The organism is Cupriavidus sp. 05L411 (genome assembly GCF_056398045.1).
Genome location: NZ_JBFTOQ010000013.1, coordinates 117,115 through 134,954, shown reverse-complemented (window position 1 = coordinate 134,954; position 17,840 = coordinate 117,115). Strand labels below are relative to the sequence as shown.

At 65.5% G+C, this 17,840-nt stretch carries 16 protein-coding genes; 7 read left to right on the top strand and 9 right to left on the bottom strand.

What is annotated here, in order from left to right:
* Positions 1–104: 104 nt before the first annotated feature.
* The 3 genes from AC1DQR_RS17685 to AC1DQR_RS17675 form a co-directional block, all read right to left on the bottom strand.
* A complete protein-coding gene (locus AC1DQR_RS17685; RefSeq protein WP_150987167.1) occupies positions 105–917 on the bottom strand; it encodes a MetQ/NlpA family ABC transporter substrate-binding protein in 813 nt (270 codons plus the stop codon).
* A 460-nt stretch (positions 918–1,377) separates the two neighbouring features.
* Positions 1,378–2,652, bottom strand: a complete 1,275-nt coding sequence (locus AC1DQR_RS17680; RefSeq protein WP_043356075.1) for an O-acetylhomoserine aminocarboxypropyltransferase/cysteine synthase family protein — start codon at positions 2,650–2,652, stop codon at positions 1,378–1,380.
* A gap of 122 nt (positions 2,653–2,774) precedes the next feature.
* Complete coding sequence (locus AC1DQR_RS17675; RefSeq protein ID WP_174424004.1) at positions 2,775–3,743, bottom strand: aliphatic sulfonate ABC transporter substrate-binding protein; 969 nt, start codon at positions 3,741–3,743, stop codon at positions 2,775–2,777.
* 704 nt (positions 3,744–4,447) lie between these two features.
* Here AC1DQR_RS17675 and cyoA point away from each other — a divergent pair.
* From cyoA to AC1DQR_RS17655, 4 genes are read left to right on the top strand one after another with little or no spacing between them, the layout of a single operon-like run.
* A complete protein-coding gene (cyoA, locus tag AC1DQR_RS17670; protein ID WP_183031590.1) occupies positions 4,448–5,416 on the top strand; it encodes a ubiquinol oxidase subunit II in 969 nt (322 codons plus the stop codon).
* 8 nt (positions 5,417–5,424) lie between these two features.
* On the top strand, positions 5,425–7,401 hold the full coding sequence (cyoB, locus tag AC1DQR_RS17665; protein WP_416053183.1) for a cytochrome o ubiquinol oxidase subunit I: 1,977 nt from the start codon (positions 5,425–5,427) through the stop codon (positions 7,399–7,401).
* Between the two features lie 3 nt (positions 7,402–7,404).
* Positions 7,405–8,055: a cytochrome o ubiquinol oxidase subunit III gene (gene cyoC, locus AC1DQR_RS17660; RefSeq protein WP_477133450.1), complete on the top strand. Its 651-nt coding sequence runs from the start codon at positions 7,405–7,407 to the stop codon at positions 8,053–8,055.
* Entirely contained in the window at positions 8,055–8,429 is a 375-nt protein-coding gene (locus tag AC1DQR_RS17655; protein WP_477133449.1) for a cytochrome o ubiquinol oxidase subunit IV, read from the top strand. Before cyoC ends, AC1DQR_RS17655 begins: the two co-directional genes overlap by 1 nt.
* A gap of 121 nt (positions 8,430–8,550) precedes the next feature.
* Here AC1DQR_RS17655 and AC1DQR_RS17650 read toward each other — a convergent pair whose 3' ends face one another.
* From AC1DQR_RS17650 to AC1DQR_RS17625, 6 genes are read right to left on the bottom strand one after another with little or no spacing between them, the layout of a single operon-like run.
* Positions 8,551–9,915 carry an LLM class flavin-dependent oxidoreductase gene (locus AC1DQR_RS17650; protein WP_477133448.1) on the bottom strand — a complete coding sequence of 455 codons (1,365 nt, stop codon included), beginning with the start codon at positions 9,913–9,915 and terminating at the stop codon, positions 8,551–8,553.
* A gap of 11 nt (positions 9,916–9,926) precedes the next feature.
* Complete coding sequence (locus AC1DQR_RS17645; RefSeq protein WP_477133447.1) at positions 9,927–10,877, bottom strand: TauD/TfdA dioxygenase family protein; 951 nt, start codon at positions 10,875–10,877, stop codon at positions 9,927–9,929.
* A gap of 31 nt (positions 10,878–10,908) precedes the next feature.
* Entirely contained in the window at positions 10,909–11,751 is an 843-nt protein-coding gene (locus AC1DQR_RS17640) for an ABC transporter ATP-binding protein (RefSeq protein ID WP_416053178.1), read from the bottom strand.
* A 41-nt stretch (positions 11,752–11,792) separates the two neighbouring features.
* Positions 11,793–12,614, bottom strand: a complete 822-nt coding sequence (locus AC1DQR_RS17635; RefSeq protein ID WP_477133446.1) for an ABC transporter permease — start codon at positions 12,612–12,614, stop codon at positions 11,793–11,795.
* A 34-nt stretch (positions 12,615–12,648) separates the two neighbouring features.
* Positions 12,649–13,497 (bottom strand): ABC transporter permease, encoded by an 849-nt coding sequence (locus AC1DQR_RS17630; RefSeq protein WP_416053176.1) that lies wholly within the window; start codon positions 13,495–13,497, stop codon positions 12,649–12,651.
* 4 nt (positions 13,498–13,501) lie between these two features.
* Entirely contained in the window at positions 13,502–14,599 is a 1,098-nt protein-coding gene (locus AC1DQR_RS17625) for an ABC transporter substrate-binding protein (protein WP_416053175.1), read from the bottom strand.
* Positions 14,600–14,840: 241 nt separating this feature from the next.
* On the opposite strand from AC1DQR_RS17625, the gene soxC reads away from it, so the two are divergent.
* From soxC to AC1DQR_RS17610, 3 genes are all read left to right on the top strand, one after another.
* Complete coding sequence (gene soxC / locus AC1DQR_RS17620) at positions 14,841–16,106, top strand: sulfite dehydrogenase (RefSeq protein ID WP_416053174.1); 1,266 nt, start codon at positions 14,841–14,843, stop codon at positions 16,104–16,106.
* Complete coding sequence (locus AC1DQR_RS17615) at positions 16,093–16,692, top strand: c-type cytochrome (protein ID WP_416053173.1); 600 nt, start codon at positions 16,093–16,095, stop codon at positions 16,690–16,692. The genes soxC and AC1DQR_RS17615 overlap by 14 nt, the downstream gene beginning before the upstream one ends.
* Positions 16,693–16,897: 205 nt before the next feature.
* Positions 16,898–17,815 (top strand): TauD/TfdA dioxygenase family protein, encoded by a 918-nt coding sequence (locus AC1DQR_RS17610; protein ID WP_416053172.1) that lies wholly within the window; start codon positions 16,898–16,900, stop codon positions 17,813–17,815.
* Positions 17,816–17,840 lie beyond the last annotated feature (25 nt).

Genomic DNA, 17,840 nt, shown 5'->3' with positions numbered 1-17,840 from the left:
AAGCCGGCGCCGGTGCGTGCCAATGTGCATGATGGCGCGTCAAGGAAAAAGAGCCCTGCATGGGGGCTCCCTGACAGCGCCGCGCCATCGGTGCGCGCCCTGGCTTAGCGCTGGTAGGCCGGCGGCAGGAAGCCGGCAAAGCGTTGCTGCGTGGTCGCCTTGAATTCCGGCGACTGGTAAGCCTCGCGGATGTCCTTGACGAACGGCTTGCCGGTGTCGGCGGTGCGCACGGCAACCAGGTTCATGTAGTAGTCGGGAATCTTCTCCAGGCTGAGCGCTTCGGTTAGCTTCAGGCCGGAGGACAGCGCGAAGTTGCCGTTGACGAAGGCGAAGTCCACGTCGTCGAGCGAGCGCGGCAGCTGCGCGGCTTCGAGCTGGATCAGCTTGAGCTTGTTCGGGTTGCCTTCGATGTCGCGCTCGCTGGCGCGGATCGGGTCGGTGCCGGCCTTGAGCGTGATCCAGCCGATCTGCTGGAGCATGGCGATGGCGCGTGCCAGGTTGGACGGATCGTTAGGCAGCGACACCGACGCGCCCGGCTTCACTTCCGTCAGCGACTTGTGCTTGCGGCTGTAGATGCCGATCGGGGCGGTGGGGACCTGGATGACTTCGGACAATTGCAGCTTGCGGTCGCCGGAGAACTTCTTCAGGTAGGCCACGTGCTGGAAGGCATTGGCGTCGATGGCGCCATCGGCCAGCGCCAGGTTGGGCTGCACGTAGTCGCTGAACTCAACGATAGTGACCTTGTAGCCTTTTTTTTCCAGCAGGGGCTTGATGCCGTAGCGGATCTGGTCGGAGTAGGGGCCAGCGGTGGCGCCAAAGCGGATTTCCTTCTTGTCCGGATCAGCCGCGCCGGCCGTCTGGATCACGCCGAGTGCGAGCACGGCGGCAATCAGTCGAATTCCGAAACCCAGTTTCATCTAAAGCTCCCCGTATTGTTTGTGTGCATCGTGGCTTACCGGGATGTCGGCAAGCAAGGATGCCCATTGTAGGGAAGTGCATACGTTCAAGGAACGAGTAAAAACGCATGGTCTTATAACGCACTTGCATATACCTGCGAGCGGGTTTGCAGGCGCTTGTGTGACGCTGACGGCTGTTACGTCGCGGCATATGCCTACGCAATCGGGTAGTAGTTGCGGGATAACCCGTATTGCGGTTATGATTGAACTGTCTCCTCCAATCCCACCAAGGAATTGGATTCGCGCCCGCCTCATTGGTGGGCGTTTTTGTTTGTGCTTCCCAATCGGGATTGAGCGGCGGGCTTAAGCGGGCGCCAGCGCGGTGTAAAACAAGAAGGGCCGGTGGCATCCATGTGCCACCGGCCCTTTTTGTTGCGAGCGCCGCGTTGCGACGCCAGCTACTGCGCTACCCCGCCACCCCTCAGGCCGCGGCCAGCGCGCGCTCCAGGTCTTCCAGCAGGTCGTCGATGTGCTCGATGCCGATCGACAGGCGCACCATGTCTTCGCTGACACCGGCGGCCTTCAGCTCGGCGGCGTCGAGCTGGCGGTGCGTGGTGGAGGCCGGATGGGTCGCCAGCGACTTGGCGTCTCCGATGTTGACCAGGCGGGTGAACAGTTGCAGAGCGTCCAGGAAGCGCGCGCCGGCTTCGCGGCCGCCGCTCTTCAGGCCGAACGACAGGATGCCGGGGCCGCGCCCGCCCAGGTAGCGCTGCACCAGCGCGTGGTCCGGGTGCTCCGGCAGGCCGGCAAAGTTGACCCACTCCACCTTGGGGCTGGCCTTCAGGTGGCGTGCGACAGCCAGCGCGTTCTCGGTGATGCGGTCCAGCCGCAGCGCCAGGGTCTCGATGCCTTGCAGGATCAGGAAGGCATTGAACGGCGACAGCGCCGCGCCGGTATTGCGCAGCGGCACCACGCGGGCGCGGCCGATATAGGCGGCGGCGCCGAGCGCTTCGGTGTAGACCACACCGTGGTACGACACATCCGGCTCGTTCAGGCGCTTGAAGCGCGCCTTGTGCTCAGCCCACGGGAACTTGCCGCTATCGACGATGGCGCCGCCCACGCTGTTGCCGTGGCCGCCCAGGTATTTGGTGAGCGAGTGCACGACGATGTCCGCGCCATGCTCGAACGGACGGCACAGGTAGGGCGAGGGCACGGTGTTGTCCACGATCAGCGGGATACCGTGGCTATGCGCCACCTTGGCGATGGCTTCGATATCGACGATGTTGCCCAGCGGGTTGCCCACCGACTCCACGAAGATCGCCTTGGTGCGCGCATCCACCAGGTCGCCGAAGGCGGCCGGGTTGCGGCCATCGGCAAAGCGGGTCTCTATGCCGGACAGGGGCAGCGTGTGCGCGAACAGGTTGTAGGTGCCGCCGTAGAGCTGGCTGGCCGAGATGATGTTGTCGCCGGCCTCGGCGATGGTCTGGATGGCATAGGTGATGGCCGCCATGCCGGACGCCAGCGCCAGCGCGCCCACGCCGCCCTCGAGCGCGGCCAGCCGCTGCTCCAGCACGTCGTTGGTGGGGTTCATGATGCGGCTGTAGATATTGCCGGGCACCTTGAGGTCGAACAGGTCGGCGCCGTGCTGCGCGTTGTCGAACGCATACGCAACGGTCTGGTAGATCGGCACGGCCACGGCACGCGTGGTGGGGTCCGGGGAGTAGCCGCCGTGAACGGCAATTGTCTCGATTTTCATGATGTCGTTGTCTTCTTGTTGGAATGAATACGCTCAGGAACGGGCATGGTAGCAGTGGTGGTTCGCGTGTGTCATCCGGGGCGGACCGCGCGGGCCCGCCCCGGATTCGGGCATAGGCCCCCTTACTGGCTGGCCAGGGGGAAGCTCGCCTGCCAGACGTTGTCCTTGACCTTGACGGCGGTGGGGATCAGTTTTTGCTCGTGGAACAGGTCGGCCACCCGCTGCTGGGCGGCGATCACTTCCGGCGTCACCGGGGTGGCGCCATACGGCACGCGCTTGAGCCAGGTCTCCACGACCTGCGCGTCCAGGCCCACGGCAGGCGCGAGCAGGGCGGCAGTCTCGCCGGGGTTCTTCACCACCCACAGGCCGGTCGTGCGCAGTTGCTCCAGGATGGCATTGACCACTTGCGGCTGCGCCTTGACGAAGCCGTTGGCGGCTTCATAGAAGTTGAAGGGGGAGGGCACGCCTTCATAGTCGGCGATGGTGCGCACCTTCAGCGCCTTCTGCGCCAGCGCGTAGTACGGGTCCCAGACCACCCAGGCGTCCACGTTGCCGCTCTCGAAGGCGGCGCGCGCATCGGCGGGCGGGAGGTAGATCGGCTGGATATCCTGCAGGGCCAGCCCATGCTTGTTCAGCAGCTGCACCAGCAGGTAGTTGGAGCTGGAGCCTTTTTGCAAGGCGATGCGCTTGCCGCGCAGGTCGGCCACCGAGCGGATCGGCGACTTCTCCAGCACGAACAGCGCCTCGTTGGTCTTGCCGCCGGGCTCTGCGCCCACGTAGACAAAGTTGGCGCGCGCCGCCTGGGCGAACACTGCCGGCGGCGCGCCCGTGTAGCCAAAGTCGATGCCGCCGGCATTGAGCGCCTCCAGCAACTGCGGGCCGGCGGGGAATTCCTTCCACTCCACTTTGAAGCCGAGCGGGGCGAGTTTTTTCTCCAGCGAGCCCTGCGCTTTGAGCACGGCCAGCAGGCCGGCCTTCTGGTAGCCCACGCGGACCGACGCGTCGGCGGCATGGCCGGCGGCGGACCAGGACAGCGCGGCGATGGCCAGGGCGCGGCCGACAACGGGTAGCCATTGGCGGAAAGGATGCATTGCGATGTTCTCCGAAGTCGACGATGCGGTAGCAAGGGTCTGAGGTTGGGATGCGGCCCTATGGTTGCGAAATCGCGCGAGGAGGGGAACGAAGGTTATTGCATTTGCATAGAACCGCGGCGGGCGCAACGGGGTGGCAAGCACGTTCCTGTGGTCCGTGGCATCCTGCTTTCCCACCCCATTGCCCGCCGCATTATTTACCGCATCGCTCACCGCACGCGCGTTGCGGTTTGTGCAGCTGCTTTCAAGGGTGCGCACCCCTGCGACACCTTGCCGCAGTCAAAAATGTCTCGGCTTAGTTGGGTGTTGCCAGTGAGATGGCAGAAGAAGCCGCATTGTCCGATTTTCCGAACAGTGTGTTCCGGATCACGGGTTTACCCTCAATGCTGCGATGCGGTAGATTCGCGGCCACGATGTCTGACGTACCGCGAACCTCACCCGAACACCCTGCTTGCCCACCAGGCAAGCTCGCCGGGCCGCGCCACGCCGACGTCCTCCTGTGTGGACCGCCGCAGTCCCACTTTGATCCGTCCCACAAGGACCAAGCCTGGCTGCCGCTGATCGGCGCGTCCCCCGGCACACCGGTCGCTTGACCCGGATCTGACCCAGTTTCCCCCAAGCCTTAAGCCTGCCTCTTGCTCCCGCATCTGGCAGCAAAATCACGCCGCGCCGTCGCTGCCGTGGCCAACTCAACCAGTCGTGACATGAAGATACCCAAACTTCCGCGTTGGACGCGGCTAATGCCTTGCGCCGCCCTGCTCTTGCTGGCCGGATGCAACATGGCCGTGCTAGATCCGAAGGGCCAGATTGGCGCTGACGTCAAAAACATCATCCTGATCGCGACCTGGCTGATGTTGCTCGTGGTGGTGCCGGTGATCGTGCTGGTCTTCACCTTCGCCTGGAAGTACCGCGCCAGCAACAAGTCGGCCCGCTACGAGCCGGACTGGTCCCACTCGACCGGGATCGAGGTTGTGGTCTGGCTGATTCCCTGCCTGATCATCCTGGTGCTGGGCATCATCACGTGGAAGTCCTCGCACGACCTGGACCCCTACAAGCCCATCGAATCCAACGTCAAGCCGATCACCATCGAGGCGGTTGCGCTGAACTGGAAATGGCTGTTCATCTATCCGGACCTGGGCATCGCCACGGTCAACGAGATCGCGTTCCCGGTGAACACCCCCGTGAACTTCAAGATCACGTCGGATTCGATCATGAATTCCTTCTTCATTCCGCAACTGGGCAGCCAGGTGTACGCCATGGCGGGCATGGAGACCAAGCTGCACCTGATCGCCAGCGAGACCGGCGCGTTCGACGGCATGTCGGCCAACTACAGCGGCGGCGGCTTCTCGGGCATGAAGTTCAAGGCCAAGTCGGTGTCGAACTTCGACTTCGAGGCGTGGGTCAAGCAGGTCCGCGCCTCGTCCAACCAGCTGACCCTGGCTGACTACAGCGCGCTGGCCAAGCCCAGCGAGGCGAATCCCGTGGCGCTGTACGCCAAGGTCGATCCGCAGCTGTACCACGGCATCCTGCACAAGTACATGGACGGCGCCGGTGGCGCTATCGCCGGCAACGGCACCTCGTTTGGTCCCGTCTGCACCTCGCGCAACACCCTCGGCGTGAGCCAGGTGTCCATGGCCGCGCCCGCTACGCCGGCGCCGGGCTCGAATTCCTAGGAGTAGAGATGTTTGGCAAATTGAGTTTGGATGCCATCCCGTTCCACGAACCCATCATCATGGGCACGTTGACGATGGTAGCGCTGGGTGGCGTGGCGCTATGCGCGCTGATCACCTATTTCGGCAAGTGGAAATGGCTGTGGAACGACTGGTTCACCTCGGTCGACCACAAGAAGATCGGCATCATGTATTCCGTGGTTGCGCTGATCATGCTGCTGCGCGGCTTTGCCGACGCCGTCATGATGCGTACCCAGCTGGCGTTGTCCACCAACGGCTCGCCGGGCATCCTGCCGCCTGAGCACTACGACCAGATCTTCACCGCCCACGGCGTGATCATGATCTTCTTCGTGGCGATGCCGCTGATGACGGGCCTGATGAACCTGGTCGTGCCGCTGCAGATCGGCGCGCGCGACGTGGCCTTCCCGTTCCTCAACACGCTGAGCTTCTGGCTGTTCGTTGCCGGCGCGATGCTGGTCAACGTCTCGCTGGGCGTCGGCGAGTTCGCGCGCACCGGCTGGCTGGCCTATCCGCCGTTGTCCGGCATTGCGTACAGCCCTGGCGTAGGGGTGGACTACTACCTCTGGAGCTTGCAGATCTCGGGCCTGGGCACCTTGCTGACCGGCGTCAACTTCCTGGTGACCATCCTCAAGATGCGCGCCCCGGGCATGACCCTGATGCGCATGCCGGTGTTCACCTGGACCGCGCTGTGCACCAACGTGCTGATCATCGCCGCTTTCCCGGTGCTGACCGTCACGCTGGGCCTGCTGGGCCTTGACCGCTACCTGGGCATGCACTTCTTCACGAACGAAATGGGCGGCAACGCCATGATGTACGTGAACCTGATCTGGATCTGGGGCCACCCCGAGGTGTACATCCTGATCCTGCCGGCATTCGGCATCTTCTCGGAAATCATCTCGACGTTCTCCGGCAAGAAGCTGTTCGGCTACAAGGGCATGGTCTATGCGACCTGCGCCATCATGGTGCTGTCGTTCCTGGTCTGGCTGCACCACTTCTTCACGATGGGCTCCGGCGCCAACGTGAATGCGTTCTTCGGCATCACCACGATGATCATCTCCATCCCGACCGGGGTGAAGATCTTCAACTGGCTGTTCACCATGTACCGCGGCCGTGTGCAGATGACCACGCCCGTGCTGTGGACGCTGGGCTTCATGGTCACCTTCGTGATCGGCGGCATGACGGGCGTGCTGATGGCCGTGCCGGCGGCTGACTTCGTGCTGCACAACAGCCTGTTCCTGATCGCCCACTTTCACAACGTGATCATCGGTGGCGTGCTGTTCGGCTACATCGCCGGCATTACCTACTGGTTCCCGAAGGCCTTCGGCTTCAAGCTCGACGAGCGCCTGGGCAAGTACGCGTTCTGGTGCTGGATCATCGGTTTCTACCTGGCCTTCATGCCGCTGTACGCGCTGGGCTTCATGGGCATGACCCGTCGCCTGAACCACACCGACAATCCGGCGTGGAACCCGTACCTGTACGTGGCCGTGCTCGGCGCCGCGTTTGTCGGCCTGGGCATCCTGTTCCAGATCCTGCAGATCGTGGTCAGCGTGCGCCGCCGCAAGGAACTCCTCGACGTGACGGGCGACCCCTGGGGTGGCCGTACGCTGGAGTGGGCAACTTCGTCGCCGCCGCCGTTCTACAACTTCGCGCACACCCCGGTGGTGCGTGACCTGGACGCGTTCGCCGACATGAAGGCGCGTGGTGAAGTGCCGCAGCAACAAGCGCACTACGAGCAGATCCACATGCCGAAGAACACCGGCGCCGGCTTCTACATCGGTGCCTTCAGCCTGGCGCTGGGCTTTGCCCTGACCTGGCATATCTGGTGGCTGGCGGCGGTAGGCCTGGTTGGCATGATCGTCAGCTTTATCTTCCGCAGCAACGACGACCACATCGACTACTACGTGCCCGCGCACGAAGTCCAGGCGGTCGAAACGAGCCATTTCCAGCGCATTGCGTCACAGGCCTGAACCATGACGACTGAAGTCCTACAGCGTTATCCCGCGCATGGCGCCGCCCAGGCGCATGCCCACTCGCACGATCATTCGCACGATCACGCCCATCACGACACCAGCGCCAACACGGTGTTTGGTTTCTGGGTGTACCTGATGAGCGACTGCATCATCTTCGCCGGGTTGTTCGCCGCGTTCGCGGTGCTGCGCGGCGAAGTGGCAGGCGGCCCGTCAGGCAAGGAGTTGTTCGAGCTGAACTACGTCCTGGTCGAGACCTTCCTGCTGTTGTTCAGCAGCTTGACCTCGGGCATGGCAATGATCTCCCTGCATAACGGCCAGCGTGCCCGCCTGCAGTTCTGGCTTGGCATCACGTTCTTGCTGGGCGTGGCGTTCATCGGCATGGAAATCAACGAGTTCCATCACATGATCGCCGAGGGCGCCGGCCCCGAGCGCAGCGCCTTCCTGTCGTCGTTCTTCACGCTGGTCGGCACACACGGCCTGCACGTGGCGAGCGGCCTGCTTTGGATGGCCGTGCTGATGTGGCAGATCTCCCGCAAGGGCCTGACCCCGACCATGACCAAGCGCCTGGCCTGCTTCGCCTTGTTCTGGCACTTTCTGGACATCGTCTGGATTGGCGTGTTCACCGTGGTCTACCTGATGGGAGCGATGTAATGGAACATAGCAACGTCTCTGCCGCCGGCGCTCACCGCGCCCACGACGCGCACGGCACCACGTCCGCAGGCGCCAGCCATGGCAGCGTCAAGTCGTATGTGATCGGCTTCGTGCTGGCGGTGATCCTGACCGTCATCCCGTTCAAGCTGGTGATGGGCGGCACGCTGGAAGCCTCGACCACGCTGGCCGTGATCCTGGGTCTGGCGGTCGTGCAGATCGTCGTGCACCTGATCTACTTCCTGCACCTGGACAGCTCGTCGGAGCAGCGCTGGAACGTGATGGCCCTGGCCTTCACCGCGCTGATCCTGCTGATCGTGGTAGCGGGCTCGCTGTGGATCATGCACAACATGAACGCCAATATGATGGTGCATTGAGCGTTACGCTTCAATGCTGACGACAAAGGCGGCCTTCGGGCCGCCTTTGTCGTTGGTGCTAGCCACCTGCGCAGATCTACCTTTGTCGTTTCTGGCTTCGTTGTCTGGCCAGCCTGGCCCATCAGGCCACCTGCCGCGCGTCGCCGAACGCGCGCGGATGCGCCGGCCGCGCCAGGCCCAGGTGCTCGCGCAAGGTGCTGCCCTCGTAGCGTTCGCGAAACAGCCCGCGCCGGCGCAGCGCCGGCAGCACCAGTTCGATGAAGTCGTCGAGGCCGCCCGGCAGCCATGGCGGCATGATGTTGAAGCCGTCGGCGGCGCCGCCTTCGAACCACGCCTGCAGCTGATCAGCGATGCTCTCGGCGGTGCCATGAATGGACCAGTGACCGCGCGCGGTAGCCACGCGCAGGTAGAGCTGGCGAATGGTCAGTCCCTCGCGCCGGGCTAGCCCGGTCACCAGCTGGAAACGGCTCTTGGCGCCGTTGGGTTCGGGCAGGTCGTCGGGCAGCGGCCCGTCGAGCGGGTAGCCGGAGAGATCCACGCCGCCGAGGTTCTGCGACAGCAGGGCCAGCCCCACGGCCGGATGGATCAGGCTTTGCAGTGCCTCGAATTTCTCCTTCGCTTCGGCTTCGCTGCGCCCGATCACGGGGAACACGCCCGGCATGATCTTGAGCTGGTCGGGCGTGCGGCCATAGCGCGCCAGCCGGCCTTTCAGGCCCTGGTAAAAGGCCTGGGCATCCTCCAGCGACTGCTGCGCGGTAAAGATGACCTCCGCCGTGCGCGCCGCCAGTTCCTGTCCGGCCTCGGACGAGCCCGCCTGCACGATGACCGGATGGCCCTGCGGCGGGCGTGACACGTTGAGCGGTCCGCGCACCTGGAAATGCTTGCCGTGGTGATCCAGTGCGTGCAGCTTGTCGGCCGCGAAATGCAGGCCGCTTTCCTTGTCGTAGAGGAGGGCGTCGTCTTCCCAGGTGTCCCAAAGTCCTGTCACCACATCCACGAATTCCTCGGCGCGCGCGTAGCGGTCGGCGTGCTCGGGGTGCTTGTCCAGGTTGAAGTTGCGCGCCTCGGCGTCGGACCACGACGTCACCACATTCCAGCCGGCGCGGCCGCCGCTCAGGTGATCGAGCGAGGCGAACTTGCGCGCGACGTGAAAGGGCTCGTTATAGGTGGTGGAGACGGTGGCCACCAGGCCGATGCGCTCGGTCACCGCGGCCAGGGCCGAGAGCAGTGTCAGCGGCTCGAAGCTGGCGGCGCGCGCCGTGCGGGGCAGGGTGGCGTCGTCAAGCGCGCGGATTGCGACGCCGTCGGCGAGAAAGATCGTATCGAACTGCGCGGCCTCGGCGCTTTGCGCCAGCCGCACATAGTGCGCAAGATTCTGCCCGGCGTCGGCCTGCGCGCCGGGGTGGCGCCAGCCGGCCACATGGTGGCCGGTGGCCTGCAGGAAGGCGCCGAGCTTGAGCTGGCGCTTCTGTGCGGGTTGGCTCATCTGCGGCTCCCTTATGCGGCGGCGCGCGCCGGCGCCGCGTGGTTGGCCGGCTCGGCTTGCTTGGGCGCGGCGGACTTCACCGATACGCTGCGGCGTCCGTCCACGCTGACCGGCACATCGCCCGCGATGGTCACGCGGCGTACCACGCGTTTCGCATCGCCGTAGTCGTTGATGGCGTAGTGCTGGGTGGCGCGGTTGTCCCAGATCGCCACGTCGTTGGCGCGCCAGCGCCAGCGCACCGTGTTCTCAAGGCGATGGACGTGGTCTTGGAGTACGGAGACCAGATGCTGCGAGTCGGAGGACGAGTAGCCAAGCAGCTTCTTCACGAAATGCCCCAGCACCAGCGTGCGCTCGCCGGTTTCCGGGTGCACGCGCACCACCGGATGCTCTGTCTCGTAAATGGCGGCGGTGAAGACCTCCCGGTAGCGCTTGATGGCTTCGGTGCTGACCGTGTTGCGGGTGGCGGCGTAATCGTAGTCGTTGGTGTGCAGCGCCCACAGGCGGTTGGCCAGTTCGCGCAGCGCTTCGGGCAGATCCTGGTAGGCCGCCGCCGTATTGGCCCATACGGTGTCGCCGCCGGCGGCGGGAATGACCACGCCGCGCAGCACGGACACCTGCGGGTAGGCCAGGTCGAAGGTCACATCGGTATGCCAGGAGTTGGCACGGCCGCCGTGCTCGGAATCGAGTTCGAGCAGGAACCGCGTGCCGTCGCGCGAGGGCACGGTGGGGTGGGGCACGGGCGTGCCGAACAGGCTGGCAAAGCCTTCCTGGGCTTTGTCGTCCAGGTGGTCCTGGTCGCGGAAGAACAACACCTTGTGGCGCAGCAGCGCGGCGCGCACGGCGCCGAACGTGGTGGCGTCGAGGTCCGGCGCCAGCTTGATGCCGCGGATCTCGGCGCCGATGCGCCCGGCTACCGGGTGGATGTCTAGCGTGACTTGTGCTGCGGCTTGCTGCTGGGTCATCTGGGATTCTCCTGTGGGCGAGGGGCGCGATTCAGATCGCGAACTGGATATGGGGTGGCAGCCGGTCGGTGGTTTCCGGATCGGGTTCGCGCTTGATGGGCGCCTCCGCGAGATCGGCCAGGCGCCCGGTGAATTCCTGCAGCACGTCGTCCTTGACGCGCGCGAAGCCCAGCGCGGCGCGGTCGCGCGGATGGGCCAGCGGCACCGGCAGGATGCGCCGGATGCGGCCGGGGCGCGGCTCCATCACCACCACGCGATCGCCCAGGTAGATGGCTTCTTCGACATCGTGCGTGACCAGGATCATGGTGATGCCCTCGGCCTGCCAGATGCGGTGCAGCTCCTGCTGCAGGTAAGCGCGGGTCAGGGCGTCGAGCGCGCCGAAGGGCTCGTCGAGCAGCAGGATCTCCGGGCGCGTGACGAGCGCGCGGGCAATGGCCACGCGCTGGGACATGCCGCCCGATAGCTGGTGGGGGAACGCGGTCTCGAAGCCGGCCAGCCCCACCAGCGCGATATGCTCGCGCACCGTGCGGCGCTTCTCGGTCTCGGTCAGGTTGGCGTTGAGCAGCGCCGTGCGGATGTTCTGCTCCACTGTCAGCCACGGAAACAACCGGTGCTCCTGGAACACGATGCCGCGGTCCAGGCTGGTGCCCACCACGCGCTTGCCGTCGAGCAGGATCTCGCCCTTGTAGTCTTCCTCCAGCCCCACCACCAGCCGCAGCAGGGTCGATTTGCCGCAGCCGCTGGCGCCGACGATGCTGACGAACTCGCCGGGCGCGATGGACAGCGTGATGTCTTCGAGGACGGGCAGGGGCTCGCCCTTGACTTCATATTGCTTGCGCAGGTGCGCGATATCGAGCGTGCCGGCTCGGGCCATGACAGGTCTCCGGGATGGGTTCAGAAGCGATGGGTTCAGGATCAGAAGGCGGCGACCGAGCGCCCGCGCCACGCCAGCAGGCGGCTCTCGATGCGGCTGGCGATCCAGTTCAGCGTAAAGCCGACCAGCCCGACCACGATCACGCCGAAGATCACCAGGTCCATCCAGAAATTCTCGCGGCCATCGGTCAGGGTGTTGCCGATGCCCTTGCCGGACACCAGCATGTACTCGGCGCCGAGCGTGGCCAGCCAGGCGTAGATCAGTGCCAGGTGGATGCCGGCGAAGATCGACGGCGAGGCCGATGGCAGCACCACGCGCAGCAGCACCTGCCGGCGCGAATACTTCAGTACGTTGGCCACTTCCAGCAGATCGGCAGGCACGGCGCGGATCCCCTCGAAGGTGTTGAGCACCACGGGGAAGAAAGCCGCGAGCGACAGGAACACCACCTTGGCGGTGTCGCCCAGCCCGAACCAGACCGAGATCAGCGGGATCCAGGCGAACAGCGAGATCTGCTTGATGGTGTGGAACGTCGGTCCCACCAGTTGCTCGAACAGCCGTGACAGCCCCAGCGCGGTGCCAAACAACAGGCCCACGCTGGCACCCAGCGCGAAGCCGGCAACGTCACGCCACAGGCTGGCCGACAGCGCGACAAACAGCGCGCCGCTGCGCACCTGCTCCACCGCCGTGGCCCAGACCTTGGACACCGGCACCAGCAGCGGCGACGTGCTCCAGCCAAAACGTACCGCGGCCCACCACAGGATGATCAGGCCAATAGGAAGTACCCAGCCGCGCAATGCGCGCGGGACGCGCAGGGAGCGCGGGTTGCCGGATTTCGTTACCAGCGTCGCGGAGGCATCGGCCATGTTGTTTTCCTTTGCTGTTGGTTTGTGCCGCAACTCAGAGCCCCGGCTTGCGCCAGCGCAATACCGCGCGCTCGGCCAGCGCCAGCACCTTGTCCAGCGCGAAGCCCACCGCGCCCACCACGATCACCGCGGCAATCACCATGTCGAGCTGGAACAGCTGCCGGCCGTACACGATCATGTAGCCCAGCCCTTCGGAGGAGGCCAGCAGCTCCACCACCACCAGCGCCAGCCACGCGTGCGTCAGGCCGTAGCGGATGCCGCTCCAGATCGGCGCGGCGGCGGCGGGAAACACCACCCGCGACAGCAGTTGCCAACGGGTGAAGCGCAGCACCCGCGCCACCTCGATATAGCGCGTGGGCACGTTCTGGATGCCCTTGTAGGTATTGAGCGCGATCGGTACCAGCGAGGCCTTGGCAATCAGGATGATCTTGAGCGCTTCGTCAATGCCGACCAGCAGCATCAGCAACGGCAGCCAGCCCAGCACGGGCACCTGGCTGAAGGCCTTGAAGGTGGGATACACGTAATCGCGGAAGCTGGGCGACAGGCCCATCGCCACGCCCAGCGCCAGCCCGCCGGCCAGGCCCAGCGCAAAGCCGCCCGCCACGCGCAATGCGCTGACGGCCAGGTTGGCCTGCAGCTCGCCGCTTTGGTACAGCTCGGTGAGCGTGTGCCAGACGGTGTCGGGGGCGGGCAGCACCTGCGGCGGAATCCACGCGAAACGCGCCGCCACGTACCAGACCAGCAGCAGCGTCAGCGGCACCGGCCAGGCCAGCAGCCACGCGGCATGCTGCCGGGTGGGCCACCAGCCGTGCAACCGCTTGCCGCGTTGCGCGGGGGCGGTGCCCGCCGCGGCCGGCAGCGCCAGGGTATCGTTGGCTGCCATCGCGTCAGGCTCCGAGGATCTTGCCGTTGGGCTGGTAGACCGGCCAGTAGCTTTGCAGGCTCAGGTCGTTCAGCGCGGCCTTCAGGAAGCTCGGGTCGATCCACTGGTCCACGTCGAACTTCGCGCGGGAGAGCCGCAGGCGGTACGCCTGCTCGGTGGCGTCCTTGTAGCGGCTCACCAGGAAGGGGTCGAAGTTCGGGTTCAGCCGCACGCGCAGCGGTTCGCCTTCGTAGTCTTCTTTCCAGTGCTCGTAGGGCGTGCCGGCGCGCGCCCAGGTACGCAGCACGTCTTCGCGGTTCTTTTCGTCGGAGGCCCAGCGCGCGGCCTGCACCGCGGTCTTGACCAGTTGCTGGGTGGCTTCGGGGTACTTGCTGGCGAACGCGTCGGTCACCAGCACATGGCTCTGGCGCGTGTAGATCGGCGACTGGTTCTTGCTGGAGTACAGGATGCGCACCGCGCCCTTGTCGCGCAGGCGCAGGATATCCATGGCGCCGATGGCGCCGTCGATATCCCGTGTGGTGAGCGCGGCCAGGTAGCCGGCAGTGTCCAGGTTCAGCAAGCGCAGGTCCTTCTCGGCCAGGCCGTTGGCCTCAAGCAGGCGCAAGGCCGGCAGATGCATATTGGTGCCCTTGAACAGCGACACGCGCTTGCCGCGCAGGTCCGCCACCGTCTTGAGCGGGGAGTCGGGCGGCACGCCGATATAGATGTTGGTGCGCACGCCCGTGGCCAGCACCAGCCGCGTCTTGAGACCGGCGGCGCGCGCCACGATGGCGGGCAGGTCGCCCTGCATCGCAAAATCGAGCTGGTTGGTGCTGATGGCTTCGTTCACGGCCGGCCCCGCGCCCTTGAAGAACAGCCATTCGATGCGCGTGCCTGACGGCTTGAACGCGTCTTCCAGCCAGCCGCGCGCATGCGCGATGGCCATGGAGCTGCCCGCGAAGGTGGGTGGCGTGCCAGTGGCCGGCTGCGCCACGCCAATGCGGATCACGTCGGGCCTGGCGCTGCCGCTGGCGCTGAATGCGCTCAGCGGGCTGGCGGATGCGGCGGCACCCAGGCCGGACACGGCAAGGCGTTTGAGGAGGGTTCGTCGCGTGATTGCCATCTTGGCTGGTTTCCTATCGGAGCAGTGAAAGTCATCAACGGCTCTCAAGATACGCGGTGCCATCGGCACAGCAGAACGAATGTTTCTGCTTTTGGATATGGCCTGCGCGCATATGCACCACAGATGGCGATGGTGACGCGGCAACGCATATGGGCATGCGCTTTCCTTCGTTCCGTGAGGCGGCGCGGTGGCATAGAGTGCGCCATTTTCGCTATGTGCCGAACGCACAAGGGCTGAGCCAATGACCAGCAACAACGAAAGGAACGGGCAGCCGCAGCCCGGCCGGCGCCGCTTCCTGCGCCAGGGCGCGGGCCTGGGTGGCGTGGCGCTCGCCGCCGGTGCGCCCGCTCCCGCGCGGGCCGAAGTACTGACGGTGCCGCCCTGGACCCGCACGCCCGGCGAGCCGGTGCTGTGGCACGCCTACGGCCAGCCCTCCGCGTTCGAGAAGAACGTGATCCGGCGCAACCGCGGCCCCGCGCCGATGCCCGGCGCGAACTCCTCCATGACGCCGCTGCAGGACCTGCGCGGCATCATCACGCCCACGGGCCTGGTGTTCGAGCGCCACCACGCCGGCATCCCGCAGATCGATCCGGCGCAGCACCGCCTCGCTGTGCATGGCCTGGTGGAGCGCCCGCGCATCTTCACCATGGACGACCTGGTGCGCCTGCCATCGGTCTCGCGCATCCACTTCCTGGAGTGCTCCGGCAATACCGGGCGCGAATGGCGCGCGCCCAGCGCCACTTCCGTGCAGATCAGCCACGGCTTGCTGTCGTGCTGCGAATGGACGGGCGTGCCGCTTTCCGTCGTGCTGGAGGAGGTGGGCGTGCGCCCCGAAGCCGCCTGGCTGCTGGCCGAGGGCGCTGACTCCGCCACCATGACGCGCAGCGTGCCGATGGCCAAGGCGATGGAAGACGCGCTGCTGGTCTACGCGCAGAACGGCGAGATGCTGCGGCCTGAGCACGGCTACCCGCTGCGGCTGTTCCTGCCGGGCTTCGAGGGCAATATGAGCATCAAATGGCTGCGCCGGCTCAAGCTCGGCCGCGCGCCCTTCATGACGCGTGAAGAGACATCCAAGTACACGGACTCATTGCCGGACGGCAGCGCGCGCCAGTTCACCTTCATGATGGACGTGAAGTCCGTGATCACCTTTCCCGCGCCGGACCACCGGCTGCGCGACAAAGGCTTTTACGAAATCTCCGGCCTTGCCTGGTCCGGCTACGGCCGCATCCGGCGCGTGGAAGTGTCGGTGGACGGCGGGCGCAACTGGCGCGAGGCGCAGTTGCAGGATCCCGTGCTGGACCGCGCGCTCACGCGCTTTCGCCTGCCATGGCGCTGGGAGGGCGGCCCGGCCGTGCTGCAAAGCCGCGCCATCGACGAGGCGGGCAATGTGCAGCCCTTGCCGGACCAGCTGGTGGCCGCGCGCGGCTATGAGTCCACCTATCACTACAACGCCATACAAGCCTGGCGCGTCAGCGCCGACGGGAGCATTGCCAATGCGCGCGCTTGAATCCCACCGTCCCCACATTGCCGCCGCCGTGCTGGCGATGACCGCGGTCTGCGCGCAGGCACAGGCGCAAACCTACGGCGTTGGCTTGCTGGCCAGCGAGCGCGATCTCGCCGCCTGGAACATCGATGTCACGCCAGATGGCGCCGGGCTGCCGCCAGGCAGCGGCAGCGTGACGCTTGGCAAGCAGGTCTACGAGAACCAGTGCGCCGCGTGCCATGGCTTGAAAGGAGAAGGCAAGCCGGCCGATGCGCTGGTCGGCGGGCACGGCAGCATGAAAAGCGCTGGCGTGAATGGCAAGCCGCCGTTGAAAACCATCGGCAGCTTCTGGCCGTATGCGACGACAGTGTTCGACTTCATCAACCGGGCCATGCCATACAACGCGCCGCAGAGCCTCAAGGCAGATGAGGTCTATGCCGTCACCGCGTATCTGCTGCACCTGAACGGCATCGTGCCGGCGGATGCCGTGCTGGATGCACGCACGTTGCCGCAGGTGCGCATGCCGAATCGCGATGGCTTCGTCGCGGACGCGCGGCCCGATACGGCGAACGTGCCTTGCCGCCGCAGCTGCGGCGCACCGGCACGTTGAGACTACGCTGAAATCACGCGAGAGGCCCATATGCGATAAGCGAATAAGCGGCAGCGATTACATTCGTTGACCGCTCCAGTCGGGGATCACTACAGTGCAAAGCTTAAGAACAAGCGGTGCTGGCCTGCCTATTGCCTTGAGCAGCCAGGTGCGGTGCCGCGCGCGTTCCGCTACGCACTTTCGGTCCCCCGCTTAAGAGCTTGTCATGACGATTGGAACCCACCCGGCCTCAATTTCCCGTGCCACCGCGCCCGCTGCTTTCGCCGCCAGCGCCCGGTTCGAGATCCGCCCCTTCGATGCGCCGCTGGGCGCCGAGATCGTTGGCCTGGACCTCGCCGAGCCGCTGTCCGCGGAAGACTTCGCCCGCATCCACCGCGCGCATCTCGACTACCACGTGGTGGTCTTCCGTGATCAGCGCATTACGCCCGCGCAGCAGATCGCGTTCAGCCGCCGCTTTGGCCCGCTGCAGATCCATGTGCTGCATCAGTTCCAGCTTGCCAACCACCCCGAGATCCTGATCGTCTCCAACGTGCTCAAGGACGGCAAGCCGATCGGGCTGGGCGATGCCGGGCATTTCTGGCATTCCGATCTCTCATACAAGGAAAGGCCCAGCCTGGGCTCGCTGCTGCATGCCCAGGAATTGCCGGCCGAGGGCGGCGACACCTTGTTCGCCAACATGCACCTGGCCTGGGAAACGCTGCCCGCGCATCTCAAGGCGAAGGTCGATGGGCTCAACGCCGAGCACACCTACCTGGCCAAATACGCCGAGCTGCAACAGCGCAGCCCATGGCGTCCCAACCTGACGCCCGAGCAGATCGCGCAGGTGGCCCCCGTGCTGCAGCCGGTGGTGCGCACGCACCCGGAGACCGGACGGCGCGCGCTGTTCGTCAGCGAGCATTTCACCACGCGCATCAAGGGGCTGCCCGAAGACGAAAGCCGCGACCTGCTGGCGCAGCTGTTTGCCCATAGCGTCAAGCCCGAGCATATCTACCGCCACGCCTGGCAGGAGCATGACTTGGTGTTCTGGGACAACCGCTCGCTGCTGCATCTGGCAGCAGGCTGCCCGCAGGCCATGCGCCGCGTGATGTACCGCACGACCATCGAAGGCGATCTGCCCGTCTGAGCGGCATGCATCGCGCGCGGCAGGG

Coding starts and splice junctions, on each gene's coding strand:
- AC1DQR_RS17685 (WP_150987167.1), bottom strand. CDS start 917: ATGAAACTGGGTTTCGGAATTCGACTGATTGCCGCCGTGCTCGCACTC.
- AC1DQR_RS17680 (WP_043356075.1), bottom strand. CDS start 2,652: ATGAAAATCGAGACAATTGCCGTTCACGGCGGCTACTCCCCGGACCCC.
- AC1DQR_RS17675 (WP_174424004.1), bottom strand. CDS start 3,743: ATGCATCCTTTCCGCCAATGGCTACCCGTTGTCGGCCGCGCCCTGGCC.
- cyoA (WP_183031590.1), top strand. CDS start 4,448: ATGAAGATACCCAAACTTCCGCGTTGGACGCGGCTAATGCCTTGCGCC.
- cyoB (WP_416053183.1), top strand. CDS start 5,425: ATGTTTGGCAAATTGAGTTTGGATGCCATCCCGTTCCACGAACCCATC.
- cyoC (WP_477133450.1), top strand. CDS start 7,405: ATGACGACTGAAGTCCTACAGCGTTATCCCGCGCATGGCGCCGCCCAG.
- AC1DQR_RS17655 (WP_477133449.1), top strand. CDS start 8,055: ATGGAACATAGCAACGTCTCTGCCGCCGGCGCTCACCGCGCCCACGAC.
- AC1DQR_RS17650 (WP_477133448.1), bottom strand. CDS start 9,915: ATGAGCCAACCCGCACAGAAGCGCCAGCTCAAGCTCGGCGCCTTCCTG.
- AC1DQR_RS17645 (WP_477133447.1), bottom strand. CDS start 10,877: ATGACCCAGCAGCAAGCCGCAGCACAAGTCACGCTAGACATCCACCCG.
- AC1DQR_RS17640 (WP_416053178.1), bottom strand. CDS start 11,751: ATGGCCCGAGCCGGCACGCTCGATATCGCGCACCTGCGCAAGCAATAT.
- AC1DQR_RS17635 (WP_477133446.1), bottom strand. CDS start 12,614: ATGGCCGATGCCTCCGCGACGCTGGTAACGAAATCCGGCAACCCGCGC.
- AC1DQR_RS17630 (WP_416053176.1), bottom strand. CDS start 13,497: ATGGCAGCCAACGATACCCTGGCGCTGCCGGCCGCGGCGGGCACCGCC.
- AC1DQR_RS17625 (WP_416053175.1), bottom strand. CDS start 14,599: ATGGCAATCACGCGACGAACCCTCCTCAAACGCCTTGCCGTGTCCGGC.
- soxC (WP_416053174.1), top strand. CDS start 14,841: ATGACCAGCAACAACGAAAGGAACGGGCAGCCGCAGCCCGGCCGGCGC.
- AC1DQR_RS17615 (WP_416053173.1), top strand. CDS start 16,093: ATGCGCGCGCTTGAATCCCACCGTCCCCACATTGCCGCCGCCGTGCTG.
- AC1DQR_RS17610 (WP_416053172.1), top strand. CDS start 16,898: ATGACGATTGGAACCCACCCGGCCTCAATTTCCCGTGCCACCGCGCCC.